10 protein-coding genes and 1 riboswitch are annotated in these 13,762 nt (G+C 56.2%); of the genes, 7 read left to right on the top strand and 3 right to left on the bottom strand.

The features are described from left to right. Window positions 1-94 precede the first annotated feature (94 nt). Window positions 95-1,327: a uracil-xanthine permease family protein gene (locus tag ACTQ05_RS03150; RefSeq protein WP_441537913.1), complete on the top strand. Its 1,233-nt coding sequence runs from the start codon at window positions 95-97 to the stop codon at window positions 1,325-1,327. Between the two features lie 644 nt (window positions 1,328-1,971). Here ACTQ05_RS03150 and ACTQ05_RS03155 read toward each other — a convergent pair. Next, entirely contained in the window at window positions 1,972-2,097 is a 126-nt protein-coding gene (locus ACTQ05_RS03155) for a hypothetical protein (RefSeq protein WP_441537914.1), read from the bottom strand. Window positions 2,098-2,355: 258 nt separating this feature from the next. On the opposite strand from ACTQ05_RS03155, the gene ACTQ05_RS03160 reads away from it, so the two are divergent. Continuing rightward, the gene (locus ACTQ05_RS03160) at window positions 2,356-3,090 is read left to right on the top strand and encodes an exonuclease domain-containing protein (protein WP_441537915.1); all 735 of its coding nucleotides are present in this window, start codon (window positions 2,356-2,358) and stop codon (window positions 3,088-3,090) included. Between the two features lie 203 nt (window positions 3,091-3,293). On the opposite strand, the gene ACTQ05_RS03165 is transcribed toward ACTQ05_RS03160, so the two are convergent. After that, window positions 3,294-4,121, bottom strand: a complete 828-nt coding sequence (locus ACTQ05_RS03165; protein WP_441537916.1) for an abortive infection family protein — start codon at window positions 4,119-4,121, stop codon at window positions 3,294-3,296. A gap of 482 nt (window positions 4,122-4,603) precedes the next feature. Here ACTQ05_RS03165 and ACTQ05_RS03170 point away from each other — a divergent pair, with 482 nt between their 5' ends. From ACTQ05_RS03170 to ACTQ05_RS03190, 5 genes are all read left to right on the top strand, one after another. Continuing rightward, window positions 4,604-4,810 (top strand): hypothetical protein, encoded by a 207-nt coding sequence (locus ACTQ05_RS03170; RefSeq protein WP_270225392.1) that lies wholly within the window; start codon window positions 4,604-4,606, stop codon window positions 4,808-4,810. Between the two features lie 2 nt (window positions 4,811-4,812). Continuing rightward, on the top strand, window positions 4,813-6,666 hold the full coding sequence (locus ACTQ05_RS03175) for a type I restriction-modification system subunit M (RefSeq protein ID WP_441537917.1): 1,854 nt from the start codon (window positions 4,813-4,815) through the stop codon (window positions 6,664-6,666). Beyond that, entirely contained in the window at window positions 6,663-7,883 is a 1,221-nt protein-coding gene (locus tag ACTQ05_RS03180) for a restriction endonuclease subunit S (protein ID WP_441537918.1), read from the top strand. The genes ACTQ05_RS03175 and ACTQ05_RS03180 overlap by 4 nt, the downstream gene beginning before the upstream one ends. Window positions 7,884-8,025: 142 nt before the next feature. After that, a complete protein-coding gene (locus tag ACTQ05_RS03185; protein ID WP_441537919.1) occupies window positions 8,026-11,154 on the top strand; it encodes a type I restriction endonuclease subunit R in 3,129 nt (1,042 codons plus the stop codon). Window positions 11,155-11,169: 15 nt separating this feature from the next. Further along, complete coding sequence (locus tag ACTQ05_RS03190) at window positions 11,170-12,699, top strand: hypothetical protein (RefSeq protein WP_441537920.1); 1,530 nt, start codon at window positions 11,170-11,172, stop codon at window positions 12,697-12,699. Between the two features lie 299 nt (window positions 12,700-12,998). On the opposite strand, the gene ACTQ05_RS03195 is transcribed toward ACTQ05_RS03190, so the two are convergent. Then, the gene (locus tag ACTQ05_RS03195; protein WP_441537921.1) at window positions 12,999-13,421 is read right to left on the bottom strand and encodes a hypothetical protein; all 423 of its coding nucleotides are present in this window, start codon (window positions 13,419-13,421) and stop codon (window positions 12,999-13,001) included. Between the two features lie 8 nt (window positions 13,422-13,429). After that, window positions 13,430-13,520: riboswitch (SAM riboswitch) on the bottom strand. Window positions 13,521-13,762: the final 242 nt, after the last annotated feature.

Here is a 13,762-nt window from a genome sequence, read left to right on the forward strand (position 1 = left end):
GTTAGATGTTATTTTGACCAGACACTTTCCTGACCTGCGGAAATGCGTTGTCTCAGCTGAAAAATAGTCTGATAACAAAAAATTATTATTGAGAATGAGAAAGAGCACCGACATCATTCAGGTGGCGCTCATTCTTTCGGCAATCGACACGGCCCTTCAGGCCTTCGCTCCTTTCCGTCGCATCGGCGGCGGCCTGCCCATCGTCATGGGCGTCTCGTTCGCGTTCCTGCCGGCCCTGCAGGCTATGGGTGCCTCGGGCTTTAGCTTTGGTGCGCTGCTGGGCGGCGAGATTGTCGGCGGTGCCGTCGCGGTCCTCTTTGGTCTGGCCTACAGCAAGATTAAGTGGCTGTTCCCGCCCGTCGTGACCGGTACGGTCATCTTCTCCATCGGCGTCTCGCTGTATCCCACGGCCGTCAAGTATATGGCCGGCGGTATGGGTACGCCGCTGTGGGGCACCCCGCAGGCCTGGTGCGTCGCTCTTATCACCTTCGCCGTGGTCTTCGCGCTTGCCAACTTTGGCAAGGGTACGTTCAAGCTGGGATCTGTGTTCTTTGGCATGATCGTTGGCATGATCGTCTCCATCCCCTTTGGCATGATCGACTTCTCTAGCGTCGCCACCGCTCAGGTCTTCGCCCTTCCCAAGCTCATGCCCTACGCACTCGAGTTTGATCCCGAGGTCTGCATTACCCTCGCCGTCGTGTTCCCCATGGTTGCCATCCAGGTTATCGGCGATGTCTCCGCCGCCTGCCTGGGCTCCATCGACCGCATGCCCACCGAGCGCGAGCTCTCCGGCGCTATCGTGTCTCAGGGCCTCACCTCTATGGTCGGCGGCCTGCTGGGCGGTCTTCCCACCAGCGCCCTTGGCCAGAACGTGGGCATCATCTGCTCCAACAAGGTCGTCAACAAGTGGGTCTTTGTGATCATCGCGTCCGTCTTTGCCATCGCCGGCCTGTTCCCGCAGCTTTCTGCCGTCCTTTCCGCTATCCCGCAGCCTGTCATCGGCGGCGCGACCGTCGGCGTCTTTGGCACCATCACCATGAACGGCGTGCGCATGTTCACCCGCGAGGGCCTTACGCAGCGCACCACCACCATCGTCGGTACCTCCGTCGTCTTTGGCCTGGGTATCTGGATGGCCAGCGGTTGCCTTGCCGGCGAGGGCATGCCCACCTGGGTGTCCACCGTCATCGGCTCCAATGCCGTAACCCCCACCGCCATCATGGCCATTGTCCTTAACCTGATCCTTCCGCAGACGCTGGTCGTGGCTCAGCACATCGATGCTGCCAAGGACGCTGCCGTGGATCTGGTCTTGCCCGAGAGCAAGAAGTAACCAATTTGGTGCTATTCGTCGGCGGACGCATCGCCTCGTCCGCCGACGCCATGCGGCGCCAAGCCGCACTTCAAAGGGTTTGTCCCGTGGGTAAAATAAGGCTGACGGCAGCCCAAGTGGTGAAGAGCTGGGCAGTGTCGTTGTTTAGATTAAGGGGTCGATGCCTTAACGGCGTCGACCCCTCTTTTTATGCTTCGGACGCTGCTTGAGTGCCTCGGAAAGTCCGATGAGCGCTGTGAGGAGCGAGACCAGAGCGGTCAGGAGCTTCCGGAACGGTCCGTGTGCGGTGGTGTACCGCCCCTTTTGCGTGCGCCGCTTGTCGAATTACGTTATAGCTAGCTATATTATCGGAAAGTATAATATAGCTAGCTATAACGTAAAGGAAGCTGAGGGTCCGTCCTGTGTTGTTGGTGACGGGGCTTTGCCCGATCGCGTGGTCTTTAGCATTTGCGGTTGAGTGCTCCGTGGATGTTGAGTGGTGGCTGGAGTAGAGCGACGAGTTGAGCGAACGCAGGAGCGGGCGCCGAGGCCTCGTTACTGAAAATTCATTTGTTAAACCTGGCAACCGTGGGTAGAATGAAGTCGACGGCAGCCCAAGGGTGATAGCTGGGCAGCGCCGTTGCTTTGATCAAGGGGTCAATGCCTTAACGGCGTCGACCCCTCTTGTTTTGCTTCGAACGCTGCTTGAGTGCCTCGGTAAGTCCGATAAGCGCCGTGAGGAGCGAGACCAAAGAGGTCAGGAGCTTCACGAAATCAATCAGATCGGTCATGGGCATCACCTCCCGTCGCATGGAGGGCGCTGCCCGGCGCATGGAACTGCCGTCAACAATAACTAGTCTATCAAACTGCAGCCATAAATACGAATATATGTTCGATAATAACAGCGATCTGACCATCTCAAAACGCAGCTTTACGCAAGGATGCCGGGTAGCCGCGCTGGGCGATTTCATGTCCGCACGAGCGCCTATCCTTACGGCAATGTAGCCGCCTATGTAGCAAGCGGCAGGCAACGGAGAGAGGCCATAACCGTGTCAGCTGAAAAGACGCCGGGTATCTCGGCTATCGATACGACAAACTTTGCGCGCCAGATCGTGCTGGACTTTGAGTTTGCGCCGGTGCCAAAGCAGCGCCAGCGCCGTGGACTGCGCAATGAGATTATCGAGGTCGGCGCCGTCAAGCTCGATTACCACGGCAACGTTATGGGCGAGTTCTCACAGTTTGTGCAGACGGAATTTACCGAAGGCGTTGCGTTTCCCGTCCGCGAGCTTACGGGGATATCGGCCGTGGATACCGCGATGGCCGATCCGCTCTATGTGGTGATCAAAAGGCTCAGCGATTGGATCGGCCGCTACTCCGCCCAGGTGGTTTGCTGGAGCGGGACGGACCGTCGACAGCTTTTGACCGAGTGCCAGGCAAAGCACATCGACCTTTCCGCATTTCCTACGGACTGGGCCGACCTGCAGGCGTTCTACACCTCGATCATGGACGTGGGCAGCCACGGGCGCGTCTCGTTGGGCGACGCGGCAACGTGGTTTGGCATCGAGTTCGACGAGTCGACGGGCCATGCCCACAGCGCCCTAGCCGATGCGCGCGTGACCGCCAAGCTGCTCAAGCAGGTGATGGACGGGGACTACCACGTGAGCCCGCGCGCCCAGGAAGTCCGCCAGCGGTGGGGGATGGGCGAGCGAGCCGAGACGTGTCTTTCTAGCAAGTGCCCCGAGCTGGGCGACCTGCTGCTGAAGCTGAAGGCGGAGGGGAGGTAGGGGGCACCCTCCGCCCATGCTGGTGCGGTGCCTTACTGCCTGGCAGTTCCTGATGTCGGCAGGTGGCTGCCGCAGTGGCCTATCACGATCAGCTGCGCCTCATTATCAAAACAAAAGTGCAGGTGGAATGGATTACGGCGGTTGCGACCGTTGCCCTTAAGTGCGCTGGCGAGGCTGCATAAGTTAGAAACCGATTGTGTCGGTTAACTTTGCTGGCGTTCTTTGCGCCATTCATGGGCATCCCAGAGGTATTCGACTAGTGTCGCCGAACTTCCTACAGCAAGTTTTGCGTGTCTTATGGTCAGCCCCTTGTAGCTGTCGGCTTTACCGTGACCTGTTCCATATGGGTTACGCAGCTCAGCAATACCGCCGGCGATGTTGCCGAGGCTGCTGAGGATGCGCTTCATGATCCCTCCCGCCGGAAGGTCAGCGTTAATATCGTCTGTCTCAATGCCGAGGCACTTCATCGTTTCCTTGACAAGCTGCGATACGCCCCAATTGCCCCCATAGTCTCTATTGTTCTCTTCAAGGATTGTCTTGCAACAACTTTCGATCAGTTCCTTGGACTTACCAATTGCTTCAGTTGGATTGGTCTCTCGTGATGAAAAGAGGGCATCGATTTGTTGACGCATGTAGTCGCTCGTGAAATGGGTCTCAAGTTCCTCACGTTGTGCGAGAACGGAAATGCCCGCCCGCTCTCGCCTCGCAACGGGCTTGCATTTTTCATAAAGAAAATGATGGTCCTTAGCGTCGCGGGCAGTGGAAGTGCCATCCATTTCGCTGGCGTATTCAGGCTGTGCCTCATAGTAATCAAACAGGTCGCATAGCAACTTTGTTCCGTACACATCAGATTCTTCTTCGATGTACTTGGTGAGAGATTTTCCTTTCGATAAGTCGTAATGAGCACAAAGTGCAACGCCAATGCTGCTTTTAGTAAAAGTGTCGAAGGAGCTTGTTGTGAAATTAAGAACATAGCCGCCACGGTTGAAGAGTCTGAGGAACAGCCCTTTTTCAATTTCGGTCATAGCCATTTTTCTCGCCTTGCAAAACACCTGATACTTTCTTGATGAGGCATTATAAGGAGACGATGCAAGCTTTCCCAGAGTGGGCGTCACCGCTCGTTGAATCGTGTGCAAGATTATCTGAACGAAAAGCTATTATGTGCAATCCTAGTAGCTCTCTTTTGAGCAGCTGTCTTCGCTTGCCCAGATGGGCCATATGCCTTGAAGCAGCCTCTCTCTGCCTCCTAACATCTCGAGAACCGTAATTGATCCACTATGGTTTCACTTCAATGATTGCTGTGTATGTCGCAGCGTACTCAATACAGTTCTTTTATTATGCTTTGCGTCGCGCGCTTCTACATGCTCTTTAATCTGCGCAAATAATCGTCCTGCTCCATTTTATTGGAGCCAATTGCATTGCCTGCTTATCTGCACCAGACGGCTATTTCCCTGTGCCCTTTGCTAGAATCGTAAGCACATTTGTATTGCATCATGCAATCGCGGAGGTTTCCATGAAGTACGCCGACCTTATCGACGGTGAGGCCACCCCGAGCGAGCTCAGAAGCTTCCTCGTGGACGGCGAGAACGTGGCAGTGACCATTCGCATTCCCAAGAACATGCGCGACGCCGCCAAGGAGGCGGCAGCTCTCAATGGCGTCAGCTTCACGTCCCTCGTGAAGACGAGCCTCATTGAGTATTTGTCCAAGAAGGAGAACTAACGATGGCAGATATCCGCAAGCTCGAGAGTGAGCTTTGGGAGGCGGCAGACGAATTGCGTGCCAACTCCAAGCTGACGAGCCAGCAGTACTGCATGCCGGTTTTGGGCCTCATCTTCCTGCGCTATGCATGGGGTCGTTTCAAGCGCGCCGACGAGCAGATCGAAGCTGAGCGTGCCGCCATCACGGGTCGCAAACCGCCCAAGCAGGCAGCGGACTACTCCGCCAAAGGCGCGATGTTCATCCCCGAGAAGGCCCGCTACGACTACTTACTCAACCTGCCCGACGGTGCCGACATCGGCAAGGCGGTCAACGAAGCCATGGCAAGTATCGCTGCCATTAACCCTTCGCTCGAGGGCGTCCTTCCCGACACCTACGCCGAACTTGGCAATGACCTGTTACGCAGCGTCATCCGCGTCTTCAACAACCCTGCCCTCGACGAGGAGGGTGATGATATCATCGGCCGCATCTATGAGTACTTCCTCGGCAAGTTTGCTCCTGCGGTGGCTAGCGACGATGGCGTTTTCTTCACGCCCAAGTCGCTCGTCCGTATGATCATGAACGTCATCGAGCCCTCGCGTGGCAAGATGCTCGATCCCGCTTGCGGCTCGGGTGGCATGTTCGTTTCTGCCAGCGACTATGTGCGCGAGCAGGGTGGCAACCCCGCCGAGACCATGATGTTCTACGGACAGGAGAAGGTCGACTACAACGCCAAGCTTTGCCTCATGAACATGGCTGTCCACGGCATGCAAGGTAACATTAAGTCGGGCGATGACGCCAACACCTTCTATAACGATGCCCATGCGCTCGACGGCAAGTGTGACTTTGTGGCCGCCAACCCGCCCTTTAACGTGGATAAGGTGAAGCACGCAAAGGCTCTGGACGCTGGGCGCCTGCCGCTTGGCGCGCCGAAGGCAAACAAGAAAGAGGAGGTGTCCGCAAGCGGCGCCAACTACCTCTGGATCAACTACTTCTACTCCTATCTCAAGGACACGGGGCGTGCGGGCTTCGTCATGGCGTCCTCTGCCACCGACTCCAACTCCGAGCGCGCCCAGCGTCGCAAGCTCGTGGAGACCGGCCACGTGGACGCGATGATCTACGTGGGCAACAACTTCTTCTACACCAAGAGCCTGCCGTGCACGCTGTGGTTCTTCGACAAAGGCAAGTCCGAGGAACTGCTCGATAAGGTCCTGTTCATCGACGCCCAACGCTATCACACTGCCGTTTCCACGACGCTCAACGAGTGGACGCCCTGGCAGCTGAAGAACCTCTCCGCCATCGTCTGGCTCTATCGCGGCGAAACGGGCAAGTACCACGATCTCATTGAGGCGTACAAGGACCGTGCGGCTGAGGTTGCGCCGCTGTTTGGTGGCGACGCGGCGGAGAAGCTCTTGGGTATCGACGGCGTCGAGGATTTCGCCATTGCGCACGAGGTGATGCTGGGGGCCATCGAGGCTCAGAAAGACGCCGCTAAGGCAGAAGTCGATGCCCTACCCAAGCGCGAGCAGAAAAAGCGCCGCGAGACCCTAACCGAGGTGACGGAGAGGATGGAGTCTGCGGCAATCGAGATTGGCGAGGCTGTATGGCTCACCGAGAAGTTTGGCGAGGGCGAGTACGCTGACGTGGCCGGCCTCTGCAAGGTAGCTAAACGCGCCGAGATCCGGGGCGACCAGTCTGCCGAGAAAAGCTCCTGGAGCCTGACCCCGGGTGCCTACGTGGGCGTGCCGCCCGTCGAGGACGACGGTGTGGACTTCCATGAGCGCATGGCCGAGATTCACTCGGAGTTGCTGGAGCTGCAGCGCCAGAGCAATGGTCTCATGGCCGTCATCGACCACAACTTCCAGGAGCTGGGGCTATGAGTTGGCAAGAATCACCCCTGGGCGCGATTGCCGACACGCAGCTTGGCAAAATGCTGGACGCAAAGAAGAACGAGGGCGATTACCATCCCTATCTAGGAAACGACAATGTCCAGTGGGATGGTATCGACCTGTCTGAGGTCAAGGAAATGCGTTTCAAGGAATCCGAACTCTCGAAGTTTGCACTTAGGAGCGGCGATTTGCTTATCTGCGAGGGTGGAGATCCGGGTCGCTGCGCGATTTGGAATTCGGACGAGGAGATGTTCTACCAAAAGGCCCTTCATAGAGTCCGTGCTCATGAGGGCGAATTGGACAACTGGTACCTCTATTACTTTTTGGTTCACATCGGCTCGACCCAGGAAATCCGTCAGTACTACACGGGTGGTGCGACCATCAAACACCTTCCTGCAGCTGCGCTCAATCGAGTGAAGGTACGCTATCCGGACCTGTCTACGCAGAAGCGCATCGTTGGCGTGCTCTCTGCCTATGACGAGCTGATTGAGAACAACCGCAGACAGATTAAGCTCCTTGAGGAGGCCGCCCAGCGTCTCTACAAGGAGTGGTTCATCGACCTCAGGTTTCCCGGCCATGAGGCTGTGCGCATTGTCGACGGCCTCCCCGAGGGGTGGAAGAAAGGCAACCTACTCGATTGCGTTGATTTCTTCAGGGGGAAATCATATACATCCGACAATCTCGATGATTCGGGAAAGATGCGACTTGCCAATCTAAATAACATTGCGGCTTACGGTGGCTGGTCTTTTGGCGCTGAAAAGCCCTATAAAGGCGTCTATAAAGCCGACCAGTTGATTTCGTCTGGTGACGTAATTATGGCTGTTACTGATATGACGAAAGAGCGCCGTCTTGTTGGACATGTCGCACGAGTTCCGAAGCGGGCGGACGGCTTCTTGATGTCGATGGATTTAATTAAACTTGTCCCAAAGGGTGTAACTGCAAGCTATCTCTATGCCACTTTAAGGTTTAGCGGTGCGGCGGAAATGATAGCCACGCTTGCCAATGGCACGAATGTGCTCCATCTCAAGCCGGATACGTTGAGCCGCATCAGTTTTGTCAGCCCTGATTGCGAGACGCAGGAACGGTTCTCCATCGTCTCCGAATCGCTGTTTGCTATGTGTGAACATCTTGAACAGAAGGCCGCTTTGGCTCACGAGGCGCGCGACCGCCTGCTTCCCAAACTCATGTCCAGGGAAATCGAGGTGTAGCGATGGACTGCGAAAAGACGCTCGAGATGGGTCTCAACTTCGACCCTGTCAATTGGCCCAACCTATGTGAGGCTAACGACGTGATTCCGCTTGACTTGAAATATCGTCCGGCAGATGCCCTGACACGGAATGGGGGAAGGCAATGACTAGCCGTTACTCCGAGGAGGAAGCTGTCCAAAAGCCCGCGGGTGAGTTGCTGCGCTGTATGGGATGGGACGTCCACTATTGCTTCGACGATGAGGTTCTCGGCCCCTGTGGCACGCTGGGCCGCGACTCCTATAAGGATGTCCTTCTCAAGCGCGATCTCATGAACGCGTTGGTTGAACTGAACGAGCATCTCACCGAGGCGGAATGCGCCGAGGCTGCGGCAACCTTGGAGCAGGTCTTCGTCGGCGATTCGCTGCTCCAGACTAACGAGGCAAAGTATAAGATGCTTCGCGACGGCATACCGGTGAAGAAGGTTCAGGCCGATGGCTCCACGCGTACCGAGCTTGCACAGGCTTTCGACTTTGAACATCCAAAGATGAACCGCTTTGTGGTGGCAGAGGAGCTGTGGGTGAAGGGCCCCATGCATCGACGTCGCTGCGACCTGGTAGGCTTCGTCAACGGTGTGCCGCTGCTGTTTGTCGAATTCAAACGTCACGACAAGGACGTGTTGCGCGCGTACGAGGACAACTACACCGACTACCAGGACACCATTCCCCAGATTTTCTATTACAACGCCTTTGTGATGCTCTCCAACGGGCTGGAGTCCAAAATCGGAACGTTGGGCAGCTCCTATGAGTTCTTCGGTGAATGGAAACGCCTGAGTGAGGGCGACGCTGGCAGTGTTGCGCTCGAGACCATGCTGAGGGGCGTGTGCGCCAAAGAGACGCTGCTCGACCTCTTCCAGAACTTCATCCTGTTTGATCATTTCGACTCGCCGGCCGCCAAGATCCTGGCGCGCAATCACCAGTACCTGGGCGTGAACGAAGCCGTACGTGCATACTCTGAGCGTGAACTGCGCAATGGCAAGCTCGGCGTCTTCTGGCACACGCAGGGCTCGGGCAAGAGCTACTCGATGGTTTTCTTGGCCGAGAAGATTCGTCGAACGCAATCGGGGTCTCCGACGTTTCTAGTGCTCACAGACCGCGATGAGCTAAACAAGCAAATTAGTGAGACGTTCGAAAGCTGCGGCTGCCTGGCGGGTATCCCCGCCGAGCGCTGCCGTGCCACGAGCGGCAAGGACCTGGTGGAGAAGCTCAAGGGTAATCCGAGCTATATTTTCTCGCTTATCCAGAAGTTCAACCAGCCTGACGCCGAGCCCATCGTGCCCGACCACGATATCGTCGTGCTCTCCGACGAGGCGCACCGGTCCAATAACGGCATCTTCGCCGAGAACATGGTGAAGCTACTGCCAACGGCGTCGCGCCTGGGCTTTACGGGAACACCAATTCTTGCTTACGACAACCTAACGTCCAGGACCTTTGGCGGCTATGTTTCAGTCTACGACTTCAAGCGCGCCGTCGAGGACGGTGCCACAGTACCGCTCTTCTATGAGAACCGTAGCGACCAGCTCGGCATCGAGAATCCGGAGATCAACGACGAGCTGCTCCAAGCCGTTGAAGATGCTGACCTCGACGCCGACCAGACCGAGAAGGTGCAGGCCCAGCTCAATCACGGCGTTCATATCATCATGGCCGAGCCGCGCCTGAGGGCCGTGGCCCGCGACTTCGTCTCCCATTACACGAACATATGGGAGTCGGGTAAGGCCATGTTCATCTGCGTGAACAAGGTTACCTGCGTGATGATGTACAACTACGTGCAGGAGTATTGGGCCGAGGCGCTCGACGAGGAGCGCGCAAAGCTTGCCGGCATGGACCAGCAGCAGGCCATGGAGCAGCGCCGTAAAATCGCCTGGATGGAATCCACCGAGATGGCGGTCGTGGTGAGCCAGGAGCAGAACGAGATCGATCGTTTTCGCAAGTGGGGACTCGACATAGTGCCACATCGCCAGAAGATGGAGGAGCGCCAGCTAGACGACGAGTTCAAGGATGCCAACAATCCGTTCCGTATCGTCTTCGTATGCGCCATGTGGCTTACCGGCTTCGATGTGAAGTCGCTCTCTGCCATGTACTTCGACAAGCCACTCAAGGCCCATAGTCTCATGCAGGCTATCGCACGCGCCAACCGCGTGAGCAAGGGCAAGAGCAACGGCCTCATCATCGACTATGTCGGCGTCGTGAAGGCCCTGAGGAAGGCCCTGGCCGATTATACCGAGAACCCCGATGACGGACACGGAGTCGATCCGGTGGTCGACAAAGACGAGCTACTTGCGAAGATTTCTGAACTTACGGACGACGCTGTCTCGTTCGTGTCGTCACTGGGCTACGAGCTCGAATCCCTACTGACAGCAGAGGGCTTCGACAAGGTTGCAGAGATCAAGAACGCCGCAGACTGCGTCTCGCAGTGCGACGAGGCAAAGAAACGTTACGGTGTCATGTGCCGTGAGCTGTTCACCCTGTACAAATACGTGAGCCGACGCGAGGTGGGCGAGGAACTGCTGGCCAAGCGCGACGCCCTGCGCGCCGTCTTCAACCACATCAATGCTCACAGGGCCAGTGCTGACACAACCGAGCTCATGGTCCAGCTGCAGGGCATCGTGAGCGAACATGTGGTGGTCAGCGAGGCCGCCGAGGGGCTCAAAACTGCTACCAAGTTCGATATCAGTAGTATCGACTTCAACAGGCTTTCGCAGGAGTTTGCCAGGGCCAAGCGCAAACACCTCATCATTGACGACCTGCGTTCTGTCATAGAAGGGCGCCTTGAGACCGCGCTGAGGGGCAATCCCAGACGCATCGACTACTTCGAACGCTACGAGCGGATTATCGAGAGCTACAACTCCGAGCAGGACAAGGCGATGATCGAGAAGACGTTCAACGACCTCATCAACCTCTCTCGCGATCTCGATGACAAGCAGAGGGAGTATGTGCGCGAAGGCTTCCAGAATCAACAGCAGATGACGGTATTCGAGATGCTGTTCAAGGACACATTGACGCCTGCTGAGATCAAGCAGGTCAAGAACGTAGCCATAGAGATGGTTTCCATCATCGAAGAACGGCTTACCAACATGGTGCGCTGGACGGAGAAGACTGAGACTCGCGACATTGTGAGGCTTATCGTGCGCGACGAGGTATACAAGCTTCCTGAGTCTAGTTATCCCGATGAAGCATTGCCCGGATGTATTGAGGAGATATTTAACTACTTCTATGGCATGGACCGCGCGGCATAGTTGTTGGAGGATGCAATGACGATTGGCTTGCAAAAGTGTTTAGATAACCGCGAAGGCTTTCTCGTTACGGGAACTCATGACGAGCTGGCCGAGCTCGTATTCTCAGATGAGTCGGATGAGTACGCCTTTGTGGGCGCTCGCGGTTTCTTTGACACCGGCAAGAAGCGCAGTCTTATTCCGGATGGTTACATCCTGCGCGGCGCCTTTGAGCTCGGGGACATCTTGTCTGGGACCTCGCTTTTTCTCATGCTTTATGTTTTCGCACGACCCGGCTTCGGAGAGTGTCGATTTTCGACGCTCAAGCTCAAGAAACCGCTTGTCGCCAAGGCACGTGGCTCGCGCAGGACTGACAATCTCTGCAAGATTCCGGCCGATCGATTCAGCGACGATTATCTCGCATATCTTCGGGCGGTCGAAGATTATGCAAATGGAGGGACTCCCGACTGCCCGTCTAAGTGTGGAGCTTTTTTCGGTATGCCTCCAAGCGAACTTATAGAAGGAAGATTTACCCCCGCGTTCTATTCTCCTCGAAATCGTAAGATACGTAGCACGCTTGCGAGTTCAAAGACCGTAGAGCTTTCGGAAGTCGCCAACATTCTTATGCCGCGAAAGGTTACTGACGCCGCCAGAAACGTCTTGGTTCTCAGGCCAAGAAACATTAGATTCCCAGTTGATCTTGACTCATTGGAGCGGGGCGAGGCAACAACGGTGCCCCTGCGCAAGGGTGATATTGTCATGTGCCTCATTGGCGAGGAGAATCACGCCATCGTCTTTGACCGCGATGGGCAAGAGCCCGTTTATGCGGGCACGAGCATGGCTGTTATTCGTGCCAACGGGATATCTCCGGAGTACCTCTGCTTCTACCTTTCCAGCGATATCGCAAAGCAGGCCCTGTCATCGTTGGCAGGTGGCGTCATCATGAAGCGTCTAGCGCTTCGCGACCTCAGTGTTTTTCCCGTTGTCGAACCATCGATGGACGAGCAGTACTATCTCACCGAATATGCCATCCTGTCCGGACGTGCTCCGAGGAACTACCAAGACCTCGAAGGCCTAAAGGGTGCGGAACCGTCTGCGGCGGAAGAGATCCTTAACGCCGAAATCGCCGATAGGATTCAGGCATATAACGAGGAACAGTTACGCACTTTCCTTTCCTCGGACATCCGTGAGCTAAATACTTGTTTTTCGCACGGCGCTTATAAGGCGGCAATCATCCTTGCCGGCTCCATTCTTGAGGCGGTTCTTATCGACTGGATTTCCGAAATCAAGCACGTTAACTACTTTGTGGAAAAGTATATGGTGCGGGACAGGAAGAGCGGCAGGATGAAACCCGCGGCCCTTATCGACTACATCAACGAGATTAAGTATCTGGAGAGGCCTCGTTGGATGAAGGAGGCGGACATGGCTCACCAGATTCGCAAGAAGAGGAATCTGGTCCATGCGAAACTTTGCATCGCGGCGGATGAGGTGAACGAAGAAACCGCGCGTATGGTTATCGAGTATCTCGACAAGGTTCTTCGAACCAGAGGGGCACACTGTCTAGGCTGATTTTGCTGAACTACACTCTCTCGTACCAAGCATTCAACCATCTCTCATCAGCCCTTCCAAGCCGCATGTCGCTCGAAATGTCGACGCAATCGTTGCTGGGTGCCGGTACTTCGGCAATCAGGTCGCGGAAGGCGGGCATGTCGTGATTGGCGAGCCATCGGCCGTTGCATATGCCGTTGTGGTTGCCCAGTTTAGATCACTGACACCGTGTGGCCTATGTGGCCGCGCGCGACGGTGGCTAAGGGCTGCGGTATTGTCGTTTTGGCGACATTGGGGTGCGCAAGTCTATTTCCGCCCGTCTACACCCTCGCAATCCCGCGCGCAGCACTCAGCAGCTCGTACTCCCTCTCGCTCCACTGGCGCAGCTCGGCAGCCTCGATGGCGTCGCGGCACAGGTCCAGGAACACCTCGGCGCTCTCGCAGAAGCACTCGCGGGCAAAGGCGCCGGATCCGTCCGCAACGCACATGCCGTCTGCAAACAACTTCCAACTCGACGGCTCGCACGAGTCATCTCCGAGCAACTTGATCTGCAACACATGTGGATTGCCGGCGGCGCAGAGCTCTTCCTCGAGCTTCTGTACCGTAAAGCGCATCTGGTGGGAGAGGCTGCTCTTGACCATGGCCGAGGCATAGCCGCTCGGCTTGTCCAGAAGATGCATTCGTTTTGGCTTGGCTGCCAGGTTGTGGAAGTCGCGCTCGCTGCGCACGGAGAAATTGTCCATACGGACTCCTTTCATCGATGTTGGCAGGGCCACCGTGCCTCTTGGCCGGTTGGCGTCGGGATCGTGGAGCCAACTCTCTACCCCGACTCTGGATAAAACGCGCCCGCTCCTTGCGGGCACGATGGAGTCTATCAGCGCGCGCGGACACAAATCAAGCGCGCCTGCGAAATGATGTGCAGACGGCGCTTGATTACGCGGCAATTATTCGGCCAACATTCGGAAAAGTGTCGAAATCAGCCGTAAGAAAGTACGGAAAAATGTCGGAATCGGCACCTCAAAAGTACGGAAAAGTGTCGAATCTGACGGTCTCAACATTCGGAAAAGTGTAACCGGATAACAAA

The sequence above is a fragment of the Collinsella sp. LCP21S3_A9 genome (genome assembly GCF_052118785.1).
In the GTDB taxonomy this organism is placed as follows: Bacteria; Actinomycetota; Coriobacteriia; order Coriobacteriales; family Coriobacteriaceae; genus Collinsella.

Coding starts and splice junctions, on each gene's coding strand:
- ACTQ05_RS03150 (WP_441537913.1), top strand. CDS start 95: ATGAGAAAGAGCACCGACATCATTCAGGTGGCGCTCATTCTTTCGGCA.
- ACTQ05_RS03155 (WP_441537914.1), bottom strand. CDS start 2,097: ATGACCGATCTGATTGATTTCGTGAAGCTCCTGACCTCTTTGGTCTCG.
- ACTQ05_RS03165 (WP_441537916.1), bottom strand. CDS start 4,121: ATGGCTATGACCGAAATTGAAAAAGGGCTGTTCCTCAGACTCTTCAAC.
- ACTQ05_RS03170 (WP_270225392.1), top strand. CDS start 4,604: ATGAAGTACGCCGACCTTATCGACGGTGAGGCCACCCCGAGCGAGCTC.
- ACTQ05_RS03175 (WP_441537917.1), top strand. CDS start 4,813: ATGGCAGATATCCGCAAGCTCGAGAGTGAGCTTTGGGAGGCGGCAGAC.
- ACTQ05_RS03180 (WP_441537918.1), top strand. CDS start 6,663: ATGAGTTGGCAAGAATCACCCCTGGGCGCGATTGCCGACACGCAGCTT.
- ACTQ05_RS03185 (WP_441537919.1), top strand. CDS start 8,026: ATGACTAGCCGTTACTCCGAGGAGGAAGCTGTCCAAAAGCCCGCGGGT.
- ACTQ05_RS03190 (WP_441537920.1), top strand. CDS start 11,170: ATGACGATTGGCTTGCAAAAGTGTTTAGATAACCGCGAAGGCTTTCTC.
- ACTQ05_RS03195 (WP_441537921.1), bottom strand. CDS start 13,421: ATGGACAATTTCTCCGTGCGCAGCGAGCGCGACTTCCACAACCTGGCA.